This is a genomic window from Streptomyces griseofuscus, from assembly GCF_014673495.1.
In the GTDB taxonomy this organism is placed as follows: domain Bacteria; phylum Actinomycetota; class Actinomycetes; order Streptomycetales; family Streptomycetaceae; genus Streptomyces; species Streptomyces murinus.
The window spans coordinates 6,372,938-6,386,138 of the sequence record NZ_CP051006.1; the positions used below are offsets into that span (position 1 = coordinate 6,372,938).

11 protein-coding genes are annotated in these 13,201 nt (G+C 70.8%); 3 read left to right on the forward strand and 8 right to left on the reverse strand.

The genetic code is table 11. The features are described 5' to 3' along the window. Positions 1-20: 20 nt before the first annotated feature. On the forward strand, positions 21-1,121 hold the full coding sequence (locus HEP81_RS28965) for a calcium:cation antiporter (protein WP_037662728.1): 1,101 nt from the start codon (positions 21-23) through the stop codon (positions 1,119-1,121). Here HEP81_RS28965 and HEP81_RS28970 read toward each other — a convergent pair. Further along, entirely contained in the window at positions 1,111-2,427 is a 1,317-nt protein-coding gene (locus HEP81_RS28970; RefSeq protein WP_172636996.1) for an MFS transporter, read from the reverse strand. The two genes, HEP81_RS28965 and HEP81_RS28970, sit on opposite strands and share 11 nt — an antisense overlap. Positions 2,428-2,602: 175 nt before the next feature. Between HEP81_RS28970 and aroQ the strand changes: the two genes are divergently transcribed. Beyond that, positions 2,603-3,076: a type II 3-dehydroquinate dehydratase gene (aroQ, locus tag HEP81_RS28975; protein ID WP_037662690.1), complete on the forward strand. Its 474-nt coding sequence runs from the start codon at positions 2,603-2,605 to the stop codon at positions 3,074-3,076. Positions 3,077-3,105: 29 nt separating this feature from the next. Here the strand turns inward: aroQ and HEP81_RS28980 are convergent, their stop codons facing one another. The 5 genes from HEP81_RS28980 to HEP81_RS29000 form a co-directional block, all read right to left on the reverse strand. After that, positions 3,106-3,858, reverse strand: coding sequence for an amino acid ABC transporter ATP-binding protein (locus tag HEP81_RS28980; RefSeq protein ID WP_037662691.1), 753 nt, complete (start codon positions 3,856-3,858; stop codon positions 3,106-3,108). Further along, positions 3,855-4,766 carry an amino acid ABC transporter permease gene (locus tag HEP81_RS28985; protein ID WP_037662693.1) on the reverse strand — a complete coding sequence of 304 codons (912 nt, stop codon included), beginning with the start codon at positions 4,764-4,766 and terminating at the stop codon, positions 3,855-3,857. The genes HEP81_RS28980 and HEP81_RS28985 overlap by 4 nt, the downstream gene beginning before the upstream one ends. Then, positions 4,763-5,647: an ABC transporter substrate-binding protein gene (locus tag HEP81_RS28990; protein WP_037662695.1), complete on the reverse strand. Its 885-nt coding sequence runs from the start codon at positions 5,645-5,647 to the stop codon at positions 4,763-4,765. The genes HEP81_RS28985 and HEP81_RS28990 overlap by 4 nt, the downstream gene beginning before the upstream one ends. A gap of 342 nt (positions 5,648-5,989) precedes the next feature. Further along, positions 5,990-6,646, reverse strand: a complete 657-nt coding sequence (locus tag HEP81_RS28995; protein WP_037662697.1) for an MBL fold metallo-hydrolase — start codon at positions 6,644-6,646, stop codon at positions 5,990-5,992. Positions 6,647-6,874: 228 nt separating this feature from the next. Further along, positions 6,875-7,561: a maleylpyruvate isomerase family mycothiol-dependent enzyme gene (locus HEP81_RS29000; RefSeq protein WP_037662699.1), complete on the reverse strand. Its 687-nt coding sequence runs from the start codon at positions 7,559-7,561 to the stop codon at positions 6,875-6,877. A gap of 224 nt (positions 7,562-7,785) precedes the next feature. Here HEP81_RS29000 and uvrA point away from each other — a divergent pair, with 224 nt between their 5' ends. Continuing rightward, a complete protein-coding gene (gene uvrA / locus HEP81_RS29005) occupies positions 7,786-10,851 on the forward strand; it encodes an excinuclease ABC subunit UvrA (RefSeq protein ID WP_037662702.1) in 3,066 nt (1,021 codons plus the stop codon). Positions 10,852-10,968: 117 nt separating this feature from the next. Here the strand turns inward: uvrA and HEP81_RS29010 are convergent, their stop codons facing one another. Together HEP81_RS29010 and HEP81_RS29015 are read right to left on the reverse strand one after the other, a co-directional pair. After that, positions 10,969-11,880, reverse strand: a complete 912-nt coding sequence (locus tag HEP81_RS29010; RefSeq protein WP_037662704.1) for a carbohydrate kinase family protein — start codon at positions 11,878-11,880, stop codon at positions 10,969-10,971. Beyond that, positions 11,877-13,016 carry a LacI family DNA-binding transcriptional regulator gene (locus HEP81_RS29015; protein WP_051850620.1) on the reverse strand — a complete coding sequence of 380 codons (1,140 nt, stop codon included), beginning with the start codon at positions 13,014-13,016 and terminating at the stop codon, positions 11,877-11,879. The genes HEP81_RS29010 and HEP81_RS29015 overlap by 4 nt, the downstream gene beginning before the upstream one ends. Positions 13,017-13,201: the final 185 nt, after the last annotated feature.

A 13,201-nucleotide genomic window follows, 5' to 3' on the forward strand; every position in this document is an offset into this window, starting at 1 on the left:
CACTCTGCGACGATCGCGGCATGATCACTTGGCTGCGATCGCTCGCCCGGCGATGGACGATCCCCGTGCCGGTGCTCGCGGTCGTCCTGCTGATCCTCACCTGGCACCGTGCCATGCCGGGCCCGGTCATCGCCCTGGTGACGGTGGTGCTCGCCGGGGCCGTCCTCGCGGCGGTGCACCATGCCGAGGTGATCGCCCACCGCATCGGCGAGCCCCTGGGCTCCCTGGTGCTGGCCATCGCCGTCACGGTCATCGAGGTGGCGCTGATCGTCACGCTGATGGCCGACGGCGGTGACAAGAGCTCCACCCTGGCCAGAGACACCGTCTTCGCCGCCGTGATGATCACCTGCAACGGCATCGTCGGCATCTGCCTGCTCGTCGCCTCGCTGCGGCACGGCACCGCCGTCTTCAACCCCGAGGGCTCCGGCGCCGCTCTCGCGACGGTCGCCACCCTCGCCACGCTGAGCCTGGTGCTGCCGACCTTCACCACCAGCAAGCCGGGACCGGAGTTCTCCACGCTCCAGTTGACCTTCGCCGCGCTGTCCTCACTGATCCTCTACGGCCTGTTCGTGGCCACCCAGACGGTGCGGCACCGGGACTACTTCCTGCCCATCACCCGGCAGGGCGAGGTCATCAACAACGAGGACCACGCCAGCCCCCCGTCCAAGCGCACGGCCCTGATCAGCCTGGGCCTGCTCGCTCTGGCGCTGGTCGGGGTGGTCGGCCTGGCCAAGGGCGTGTCACCCGCCATCGAGGCGGGCGTGGCGGCGGCCGGTCTGCGCCAGGCCGTCGTCGGCGTGATCATCGCCCTGCTCGTGCTGCTCCCGGAGACCATCGCCGCGTTGCGGGCCGCACGCCGGGACCGTGTGCAGACCAGCCTCAACCTCGCCCTGGGCTCGGCGATGGCCAGTATCGGACTGACCATCCCGGCCGTGGCACTGGCCTCCCTCTGGCTGCCGGGGCCGCTCGTCCTCGGCCTCGATCCCGTCCATATGCTGCTGCTCGCGCTGACGGTGGTGGTCGCCTCCCTGACCGTGGTGCCGGGCCGGGCCACCCCCTTGCAGGGCGGTGTCCATCTGGTGCTGTTCGCGGCCTACCTGGAGCTGGCGATCAACCCCTGACCGAGCCGGCCACCGGTTCCACCGCGGGCACCGGCGCCGGGTGCGTCTCCGGCAGCAGCGCGAAACATCCCAGGCTGAGCAGCGCCATGCCGGTCAGATAGCCGCCCACGCCCCAGGGGACGCGCCCGCCGCCCTGTACGAGCGCCGTGGCCACGATCGGGGTGAGCGCGCCGCCGAACACCCCGCCGAGGTTGTAGCCCACCGCGGCGCCCGTGCAGCGCACCCGGGCGTCGAACAGCTCCGGCAGATAGGCGGAGACCACCGAGAACACGGTGACGAAGGCGAGCAGCGCGCCCAGCATCCCGAGGAACATCAGCACTGGCTCGCCGGTCGCCAGCAGCGAGACCATGGGCAGCATCCACAGCGCGCAGGCCGCACACCCCATCACGCACAGCGGCCGGCGCCCGTAGCGGTCGCCGAGCAAGGCCGCGGCGGGGATGAGCGGGGCCTGCACGAGCACCGCCGCCATGACACAGGTCAGCATGACGCTCCGGCTCACATCGAGCCGTTCCGTGGCGTACGACAGTGACCAGGTCGTCACCGCGTAGAACACCGCGTACCCGGCGGACAGCGCACCCGCGGCCAGCAGTACCAGCCGTCTGTGGTGCCGTACGACCTCCATGAAGGGCACGCGTGCGTGGTCGTCGATCTCCAGGAACCTGGGGCTCTCGGCGAGCGACGAACGCAGCCACAGACCCGCCAGCGCGGGCACCGCGGCCGCCCAGAACGGCACCCGCCAGCCCCACTGCGCGAACTGCGTGTCGGAGAGCCCGGTGGACAGCGCCAGCGTCACTCCGTTGGCGAGCACGAAACCGATCGCGGGCCCCAGCTGCGGAATGCTCGACCACAGGGCTCGCCGTCCGGCGGGGGCGTGTTCGACGGTGAGCAGTACGGCCCCGCCCCACTCGCCGCCGAGCCCGAACCCTTGCAGAAACCGCAGCAGCAGGAGCAGCACGGGCGCGGCCACGCCGATCGAGGCGTACGAGGGCACACAGCCCACCGCGATTGTCGAGGCGCTGGTGAGCAGCAGCGAGGCGATGAGCACCGGCCGCCGTCCGCGCCGGTCTCCGAGATGCCCGAACAGCACCGAGCCCAGTGGCCTGGCCACGAAACCCACGCCGAACGTCGCGAACGCCGCCAGCGTCCCGGTGGCCGGAGAGAAGGAAGGGAAGAACAGCGGCCCGAGGACCAGCGCGGCCGCGGTCCCGTAGGCATAGAAGTCGTAGAACTCGACCGCGGTGCCGGCGAGGGATGCGGCGGCCAGGCGCGGCAGAGAGGCTGTGGTGACAGCGCGTACGTCGTGCATGGTGCTTCAACTACCCACCGTGATCACGGGTTACGGGGGCGTACAGGGGTGACCGAGTGGCCGAAGCGCGCGCCCGGGGCGAGTGGGGCACGGGGCCGGAGCGCACGCCGGAGCCGTGATAGACCGGGGTCGAGCGGCGGTCGCGGACGCACCGCCCTGAACGACCGGAGGAACCGTGCCCCGCACCCTGGCCAACGCCCCGATCATGATCCTCAACGGGCCCAACCTGAATCTGCTGGGCCAGCGCCAGCCGGAGATCTACGGCAGGGAGACACTTGCCGACGTCGAGGTGCTGTGCGCCGAGGCGGCGGCCGCGCACGGTGGCACGATCGACTTCCGGCAGTCCAACCACGAGGGCGAACTGGTCGACTGGATCCATGAGGCGCGCCTGGGCCACTGCGGCATCGTCATCAACCCCGGCGCCTACTCGCACACTTCGGTGGCGATCCTGGACGCGCTCAACACCTGCGACGGCATGCCCGTTCTTGAGGTGCACATCTCCAACATCCACCAGCGCGAGACGTTCCGGCACCACTCGTACGTCTCGCTGCGTGCCGACGGCGTGATCGCGGGCTGCGGCGTGCAGGGCTACGCGTTCGGCGTCGCGCGTGTCGTGGCACTCCTGGGCGCCACACGGGCAGACGTGTAGCCGCCTGCCGCGCGGGGCCCGCGGCGGTCCTACAGGCGACCCGCCTCGACGATCCGCCGCAGGAAGCGCCGGGTGCGTTCCTGCTGCGGATCCCCGAACACCTGCTCGGCGGTGCCGTGTTCGAGAACGACCCCGCCGTCCAGGAAGCACACCTGGTCGGCGACGTCCCGCGCGAAGCCCATCTCATGGGTGGCCAGCACCATGGTCATGCCCTCGTCCTTCAGCCCCCGGACCACCTCCAGCACCTCGCCCACCAGTTCGGGGTCGAGCGCGGCCGTGATCTCGTCCAGCAGCAACAGCCGGGGCCGCACGGCGAGGGCCCGTACGATCGCCACCCGCTGCTGCTGGCCGCCGCTGAGCCGGTCCGGGTAGGCGTCCGCCTTGCCGGCCAGCCCGAGGCGCTCCAGCAGCCCCCTGGCCCGCTCCTCGGCCTCGGCGCGGGAGGCGCCGTGCACCCGGCGCGGAGCGAGCGTGATGTTGTCCAGCACGGTCATGTGCGGGAAGAGGTTGTACGCCTGGAAGACCACGCCGATCCGGCGCCGCACCGCGTCCTGGTCGGCCCGGGGATCGGTGATCTCCTCGCCGTCCAGCCAGATCGCGCCGTCGTCGATCTCCTCCAAGAGGTTGGCGCACCGCAGCAGCGTCGACTTCCCGGACCCGGAGGCGCCGATCAGCGCGGTCACCGTGTGCGGGGCGACCTCCAGGTCGACGTCCCGCAGGACCACCGACTCGCCAAAGGTCTTGCGGACCGACTCCATGCGCAGCACAGACGCGTCGCTCATAGGGATCCCCCCTGTTCCCGCCGCCGGTCAAGGCGGGCCGTCACCCAGTCCGTGAAGCGGGTCATCGGAATGGTCAGCGCCACGAACACGAGGCCCGCCACGATGTACGGCGTGTAGTTCAGGCTGCGGCCCACGATGATGTCGGCCGCCCGTACGGCGTCCACCGCGCCGCCGATCGACACCAGGCCGGTGTCCTTCTGGAGCGACACCAGGTCGTTGAGCAGCGGCGGCACCTGCCGGCGCACCGCCTGGGGCAGCACCACGTAGCGCAGGGCCTGGCGGTTTGTCAGACCCAGCGAGCGGGCCGCCGCGCGCTGGGAGGGGTGGATCGACTCGATACCGGCCCGGAACACCTCGGCGACGTACGCCGAGTACGTCAGCGTCAGCGCCGTACCGCCGAGCAGCACCGGATCGACCGTCACACCCTGGAGCCGCAGCGCCGGCACGCCCAGCACCACGATCATCAGATTGATGATCAGCGGCAGCCCGCGGAAGAAGTCGGTGTACGCCGCCGCCAGCACCCGCAGCGGGAAGAACACCGGGCCGCGCAGGGTGCGCGCGATCGCGATCAGCATGCCGAGGACCAGGACGGCGACACCGCAGATCAGCAGCAGGCGGACGTTCAGCCACAGCCCTTCGAGGACCTTCGGGAGCGCCTCGCGCGCGTACTGGGCGCTGAAGAACGTCTCCTTGGTGCGCGGCCAGCCGGGCGCGTCCACCACGACCAGGTAGAGCACGGCGGCGGTGACCAGGGTGGACAGCGCCGCGACGGCCGTCGCGCGGCGGGTCCGTGCCCGCTTGTGGCGTTCGCGCGCCAGCCGCCGCGCGGAGGGCACGTAGTCGTCGCCGGGCATGCCGTCCTTGTCGTCGGCCCCCTCTCGGGCCGACTCGCCCTTGGTGACGGTCACTTGAGCACCGGGGCGCCGACGGCGTCGGACAGCCACCGCTGGTCGAGCCGCGCCAGCGTGCCGTCCTTGCGCAGGGCGTCGACGGCGCCGCTCACGCACGGGGTCAGCGCGCTGCCCTTGTCGAGTACCAGGCCGAACTGCTCGGGCGTGCCGCCCTGGTTCTCGAACTGGCCGACGATCTTGGCGTTCGTCACCTCGGCCGAGGTGATGTAGAAAGCGGTCGGCAGGTCGGTGACGACGGCGTCGACCTGACCGTTCTTCAAGGCGGACTTGGCCTGGTCGTTCTTGGCGTAGACGGCGGGGTCCTGCTTCGGCTTCACCACGTCGGTGATGTAGTCGAGGCTGGTCGTGCCCACCTGGGCGCCCAGTTTGAGGCCGCGCAGGTCCGCGATGCTCTTCGCCTCGGCGGCCTTGCCGCCCTTGAGCGCGATGACGGCCTGGCGCACGTCGTAGTAGCCGGAGGAGAAGTCGACGGCCTTTTTGCGTTCGGTGCTGATCGAAACCTGGTTGATGTCGAAGTCGAAGGTCTTCACACCGGGCGCGAACGCCTTGTTGAAGGGCACGCTCTGCCAGACCACCTTGTCCTTGCCGTACCCGAGTTGCTCGGCCACGGCGTAGGCGACCGCGGACTCGAAGCCCTTGCCGTTGGCGGGCTTGTCGTCCTTGAACCACGGCTCGTAGGCGGGCTCGTCCGTCGCGATGGTCAGCTTCCCGGGCGTCTTGGTGGCCTGCTTGCCCTTGACGCAGCTCGCGGCGGCCGAACCGGGCGCGGTGGCCGACGACTTCGCCTCGGGCTGCGGGGCGCAGCCGACGGCGGTGGCGAGCAGGGCGAGGGTGGCGGCCGCTACCGCGCGGCGCACTGTGCGAGAAGCGAGGTGCATGGCGGGAGAGTGGCAGCGAACTCGGCCTTTGTCGAGGTCACGACCATTTTTGTCCGCATAGTGGGAGCGGGTGTTGCGGCCGTGTAACGCGGGCCGGGGCGGCGGTACAGGAGCCCAGGCCCGGGCCGCCGGCCCAGGGCAGGGTGGGCAGACCGGCGGCCCTGCCGCTCGGGAGCCGTCATCCCGGGCGGGGCCGCGACCAGTTGACCGCCTGCCACCGGCTCGGGGGAGCGTGCGTGTGCGCCGGCCGCGTGCGAAGCGTTCACACGGGGCGCGCGGAACGGCATTTGCGCCGGGCGCATGTGCGGGTCGTACGGCATACCCCTTACAGGCGGCCGGAGTTCACCACCCGCGCGCGTGCCACTCCGGCAGATGCGGGCGCTCGGCGCCGAGCGTGGTGTCGTCGCCGTGCCCCGGGTAGACCCAGGTCTCGTCCGGCAGCGCGTCGAAGATCTTCGTCTCCACGTCGTGGATCAGACTGGCGAACGCCTTCGGGTCCTTGCGCGTGTTGCCGACGCCGCCCGGGAAGAGGCAGTCGCCGGTGAAGACGTGCGGATGGCCGTGCGGGTCGTCGTAGACCAGCGCGATGGAGCCCGGTGTGTGCCCGACGAGGTGGCGCGCGGTGAGTTCCACCTGGCCCACCCGGATGACGTCGCCGTCGTCCACGAGCACGTCGGTGGCCACCGTGATGCCGGGCGCGTCCGCGCGGCCGGCGTGCGTGCGCGCGCCCGTAGCGGCCACGACCTCGGCGAGCGCCTGCCAGTGGTCGCCGTGCTGGTGGGTGGTGACGACGGACGCGATGCCGTCGTCACCGATCATCCCCAGGAGCGTCCGCGGCTCGTTCGCGGCGTCGATCAGCAGCTGCTCGTCGGTGGCCCGGCAGCGCAGCAGATAGGCGTTGTTGTCCATCGGCCCGACCGCGATCTTCGTGATCATCAGGTCCTTGAGCTCATGCACATCCGCCGGCCCGCCGACCCTGACCTCGCCCGTGTACGTCATGGTGATCAGCCTATGCCGTCCACGACGGCGGCGACGCCTCACTGACACAAGCGACCCGCACCGCGAACGTCCTCACCGGACGACGCGGATTTCCGGCAGCACGGAGGCGTCGACCCACCTTGACCGTCGCACGCCTCCGAACCGCAGCGCCCGCCTTTCGCCCGGCGCCTTCGCCCGGCACCTTCGTCCGGCGGCGGCAAGCGCTCTGCCGTGCCGCGGGTTCAAAACCTAGAGCGGCGGAAGCTTCGGCAGAGCGTCGCCGTCCGTCGTCAGGGCGGAGCCGTCGCGGCGGCCGGCGAGCCAGCCCAACAGGTCCGCCGGGGTGCCCGCGACGGTGACCTCGGGCTTGTCCGCGGGCCTTCCCGTGGTCCACTCGTGCGTGCCGTCCGTCACACGGGTCGCGGGAACGTCGGGATTGCCGGAGAAGCGCCGGGTCAGGAAGTCGGTCTCGCGCTCCAGGAACTCGGCCGGGAGGTCCTCCAGGTCGTAGCCGATCCCGAGGTCCACATGGTGCAGCTCCACCTCGCCCCACCGGCGGAACGGCACCCGGGCCGCGTCGTCGGTGACCCCGTTGCGCAGCTCCACCGTGCGCGTCCAGTCCGCGGGCGCGTCCCCCGCCGCCCGGAACCGCTCGGTGGACTCGCGCAGGTCGGCGAGCTGGGTCTCCAGAGGGCGCGCGGCGCCGTTGTCGATGTCGGCGTCCCGCGCCTCGGCGCTCGCGTACATGGGACGGCCCTCGAGGACGTTCACGAGCGCGTCCGCGTTGCGGGCGAGGTGGGCGAGGACATGGCCGCGGCTCCAGCCGGGAAGCCGTGACGACTCGGCGAGTGAGGCGTTGTCCAGTTGTGCGACCGCGTTGAGCAGCCGCTCGGTCGCGTCACGTACACATGCCAGGTCATGAGCGTGATCAATCATGGGCTCGACCCTAGCCCCGCCACACGTTCGGGTGAAGCTGGTGAAGCTCGTCCGTAATTCGAATGCGCGTGCTATATGGTCGAAGGCGGCGTCGGGCATGCTGGAAGGCCGGGGGTTGTTATGCAACCGAGCAATCCGACCGGCGTTGTCAGTGGCTCCCCCTAGTGTGAAGAGGCACGGGGGCTTCGCCCCTGTCACTTCCCCCAAGAAAGGTGCGGACCGGCGTGGCCGACCGTCTCATCGTCCGTGGCGCGCGCGAGCACAACCTGAAGAATGTCTCGCTCGACCTGCCTCGTGACTCGCTCATCGTCTTCACGGGCCTGTCCGGGTCGGGCAAGTCCTCCCTGGCCTTCGACACGATCTTCGCCGAGGGCCAGCGACGCTACGTGGAGTCGCTTTCCTCGTACGCACGGCAGTTCCTCGGACAGATGGACAAGCCGGACGTCGACTTCATCGAGGGCCTGTCCCCGGCCGTCTCCATCGACCAGAAGTCGACCTCGCGCAACCCCCGCTCGACCGTCGGCACCATCACCGAGGTCTACGACTACCTCCGGCTGCTCTTCGCACGCATCGGCAAGCCGCACTGCCCCGAGTGCGGCCGCCCGATCACGCGCCAGTCGCCGCAGGCCATCGTGGACAAGGTCCTGGAGCTGTCGGAGGGGAGCCGCTTCCAGGTGCTCTCGCCGCTGGTGCGCGAGCGCAAGGGCGAGTTCGTCGATCTCTTCTCCGACCTCCAGACCAAGGGCTACTCCCGCGCTCGCGTGGACGGCCAGACCATCCAGCTGTCCGAACCGCCCACCCTGAAGAAGCAGGAGAAGCACACCATCGAGGTGGTCGTGGACCGCCTCACGGTGAAGGACTCCGCCAAGCGTCGCCTCACCGACTCCGTGGAGACCGCCCTCGGCCTGTCCGGCGGCATGGTCGTGCTCGACTTCGTGGACCTCCCCGAGGACGACCCCGAGCGCGAGCGCATGTACTCGGAGCACCTGTACTGCCCGTACGACGACCTGTCCTTCGAGGAGCTGGAGCCGCGCTCCTTCTCCTTCAACTCGCCCTTCGGCGCGTGCCCCGAGTGCACCGGCATCGGCACCCGCATGGAGGTCGACGCCGAACTGATCGTCCCGGACCCCGACAAGTCCCTGGACGAAGGCGCCATCCACCCCTGGTCGCACGGACACACCAAGGACTACTTCGGCCGCCTGATCGGCGCCCTCGCGGACGCGCTCGGCTTCCGTACGGACATTCCGTTCGCGGGCCTGCCGCAGCGCGCCAAGAAGGCCCTGCTGTACGGCCACAAGACCCAGATCGAGGTGCGCTACCGCAACCGGTACGGCCGCGAGCGGGTCTACACCACGCCCTTCGAGGGCGCGGTGCCCTTCGTCAAGCGCCGGCACAGCGAGGCCGAGAGCGACGCCAGCCGCGAGCGCTTCGAGGGCTACATGCGCGAGGTGCCCTGCCCCTCCTGCGAGGGCACCCGCCTGAAGCCGATCGTTCTCGCCGTCAGCGTCATGGGGAAGTCGATCGCCGAGGTCTCGGCGATGTCCATCAGCGACTGCGCGGAGTTCCTGGGCGAGCTGAAGCTCAGCGCCCGCGACAAGAAGATCGCCGAACGCGTGCTGAAGGAGGTCAACGAGCGACTGCGCTTCCTGGTCGACGTCGGCCTGGACTACCTCTCGCTCAACCGCGCGGCCGGCACCCTCTCCGGCGGCGAGGCCCAGCGCATCCGCCTGGCCACCCAGATCGGCTCCGGCCTGGTCGGCGTGCTGTACGTGCTGGACGAACCCTCCATCGGTCTGCACCAGCGCGACAACCACCGGCTGATCGAGACCCTGGTCCGGCTGCGCGACATGGGCAACACGCTCATCGTCGTGGAGCACGACGAGGACACCATCAAGGTCGCCGACTGGGTGGTGGACATCGGCCCCGGCGCCGGTGAGCACGGCGGCAAGGTGGTGCACAGCGGCTCCCTGAAGGAGCTGCTCGCCAACACCGAGTCGCAGACCGGCGCCTACCTCTCCGGTCGCAAGGCCATCCCGCTCCCGGACATCAGGCGCCCCCGCGACCCCTCGCGCCAGCTCACCGTGCACGGCGCCCGCGAGAACAACCTCCAGGACATCGACGTGTCCTTCCCGCTGGGTGTGTTCACGGCCGTCACGGGCGTCTCGGGATCCGGTAAGTCCACCCTGGTCAACGACATCCTGTACACCCACCTGGCGCGCGAGCTGAACGGCGCGCGCACCGTCCCCGGCCGCCACACGCGCGTGGCGGGCGACGACCTGGTGGACAAGGTCGTCCATGTCGACCAGTCGCCGATCGGCCGCACCCCGCGGTCCAACCCGGCGACCTACACCGGCGTCTTCGACCACGTCCGCCGCCTGTTCGCCGAGACCACCGAGGCCAAGGTCCGCGGCTACCTGCCCGGGCGCTTCTCCTTCAACGTCAAGGGCGGCCGCTGCGAGAACTGCGCGGGCGACGGCACCATCAAGATCGAGATGAACTTCCTCCCGGACGTCTACGTCCCGTGCGAGGTCTGCCACGGCGCCCGGTACAACCGGGAGACCCTGGAGGTCCACTACAAGGGCAAGTCCATCGCCGAGGTGCTGAACATGCCGATCGAGGAGGCCATGCACTTCTTCGAGGCGGTCCCGGCGATCTCCCGCCACCTGAAGACGCTGCACGACGTGGGCCTCGGCTATGTCCGCCTCGGCCAGTCCGCCACCACGCTCTCCGGCGGCGAGGCCCAGCGTGTGAAGCTCGCCAGCGAACTCCAGAAGCGCTCCACCGGACGCACGGTCTATGTGCTGGACGAGCCGACCACCGGTCTGCACTTCGAGGACATCAGCAAGCTGCTGAAGGTGCTCGGCGGCCTGGTCGACAAGGGCAACACGGTCATCGTCATCGAGCACAACCTCGACGTGATCAAGACCGCCGACTGGCTCGTGGACATGGGCCCGGAGGGCGGCGCCGGCGGTGGCCTGGTGGTCGCCGAGGGCACGCCGGAGGAGGTCGCCGGGGTCCCGGCCAGCCACACCGGCAAGTTCCTGCGCGAGGTCCTCGGCGCCGACCGGGTCAGCGACGCGGAGCCCGTGAAGGCGCCGCGCACCACCAGGAAGACGGCCGCGGCCAGGACACCGGCCAAGAAGACGGTGACGGCCAAGGCCAACAACACGGCGACCAAGAAGGCCGCCGCGGCCACGAAGAAGACGGCTGCGAAGAAGACGGCTGCGAAGAAGACGGCCACGAAGAAGGCGACGCCCGCGAAGAAGACGACGCGGGCGAGCAAAGCCTGACATCGGGTCAGAAAAGTGGCGCCCCGCGGGAACTCCCCGCGGGGCGCCGTTCGTTCCACCATCAGCCGCACGAACCGGCGGCCGCTCCTTGACAAGAGCAGATGGAATACGGACGGCTCACACGCCACCCAGCTCGTCCGCGTACGGCGGCTCCGCCCCCGCCCGAGAACAGGTGATCGCCGCCGCACGCGCCGCGAACCGCAGCAGCCGCGCCCAGCCTTCCGTCCCAAGGGCGGCCAGTGCCTCCCGTGACAGCGCGTCCAGGGCGGACAGACCGTGCAACAGCGCCGCGTTCACGGTGTCACCGGCGCCGATGGTGTCCACGACATGGACCTTCTCACCGGGCACGGAACACTCCCCGCCGTCCCGGGTGTACACGGTCAGACCCTCGCCGCCCCGGGTCACCACCACGGCCGACGGGCCCTCGGCCAGCCATTCGCGCGGCGTCCCGCCCAACCATGCCGCGTCCTCCGCGGACACCTTCAGCAGCGTCACCCAGGGCAGCCAGCTCGCGAAACGCGCCCGATAGGCGTCCGCATCCGGGATCAGTCCCGCCCGGATGTTCGGGTCGAGCGCGGTGAACAGCCCCTGCCCGGCCGCCCGGCGCATCAGCTCCTCATAGGCGCTCGCCCCCGGTTCCAGGACGAGTGACAGGGTGCCGAAGGACACCGCGCGGGTCTCCGCGGGGAGCGAGGCGGGCGCGGTGAAGAGACGGTCGGCGGTGCCGTCGACATGGAAGGAGTAGGACGCCGAGCCGTCGCCGTCGATCGTGGCCACCGCGAGGGTCGTCGGCTCCGGCCCGCGCTGGACGCCCGCCACCTCGACCCCGGCCCGCCGCAGCCCGTCGAGCAGGGCCTCGCCGAAGGCGTCGTACGACGTCCGGGAACAGAAGGCGGTGGGAGAGCCGAGCCGGCCGAGAGCCAGGGCGGTGTTGTACGGGCCGCCGCCGGGCGCCGGTTTCAGGGCCGCGAGGGCGCCGGGGCCCTGCGGTACCAGGTCGATCAGTGCCTCACCGGCGACGACGATCACGAGGTGGTTCCCTTCTCGGACGGGGGCTCGGGCGGGATCTCGGACAGGGCGGCCGACGTGGAGTGCGCGGCTGCCTCGGGCCGCTCGGGTTCCTCCGGGCAGCCGCAGGACGTGCGGTGGACGAACGCGCAGGGCAGCCGCACGGTCCGGGACGGCCGGTCCGGCTCGGCCAGGCGTTCCAGGAGCAGTCGTACGGCCCGGGCGCCCAGTTCCCTGCTGGGCTGGGCGATGGCGGTGAGCCGGGGCGAGAAGAGATCGGCCCAGGGGAAGTCGTCGAAACAGCACAGGGCGATGTCTTCGGGCACGGACCGGCCGTGCCGGCGCAGGGCGCGCAGAGCGCCGAGGGTCATCGCGTTGTTGGCGGTGACGAGCGCGGTGGGCGGATCGGGGAGGGCGAGCAGGGCGGTGGTGGCCCGCTTGGCACCGGCGGACTCGGAGTTGCCGGACACCAGGAGACGGTCGTCGTGCGCGAGGCCCGCCGCGGCGAGGCCGTCCAGATAGCCCGTGACGCGCTCACGCGTCGTGCTGAGCCCCGCCAGCCCGGCGATCAGGCCGACCCTGTGGTGCCCCCGTCCGGCGAGGTGGGTGACGAGGCGGGCCATCGGCCCGGTGCTTTCCGCGCAGACCTGATCGAAGAACGGGGCGCCCTGAGTCGCTGCGGCAGCCGTCCCGTCGCCGGATCCGGGCGGGTCGATCAGCCGGTCAAGGAACACGGTGGGTACGGCATGACGGCCGAGGTAGTCGACCAGCTCGCCCGGCTGCGCGGACGGGGCGACGATCATGCCGTCCACCCGGCGCTCATGGAGGAGTTGCGCGACCTTGCGCTCCTGGAGGGGGTCGTCGTGCGGATCGGCCAGGAGCAGCCCGTAACCGGCCTCCAGGGCCGCGGCCTCGACGCCCTGGAGGATCTCGGTGAAGTACGGATTGCTGATCGCCGACACCGCGAGCCCGATGGAGCGGGTGCGCGCGGTGACCAAGGAGCGGGCCAGGGTGTTGGGGGTGTAGCCGAGGACGTCCACCGCGTCCAGGACGGCCCGACGGGTGCCGGGCGAGACCGGGCGGGTGCCGTTCAGGACGTGGGAGACGGTCGCCACGGAGACTCCGGCGCTCCGCGCGACGTCCGCCATGGTGGCCATCGTGCCCCCTTCCCCTAACCCGCCGTACGGGTGCTCGGCCGGGAACGTACCCCATCGGCTGACCCCGCGTAAACGCTTGCGCAAGCGTTTACGTGCTCGATTTCGCCGTACGGGACACGCCTTCCCGCACGCTGTCGTCCCTCCGCGGTCGCACACCGCACCCCGCTTCAGGCCCGGATTCCAGC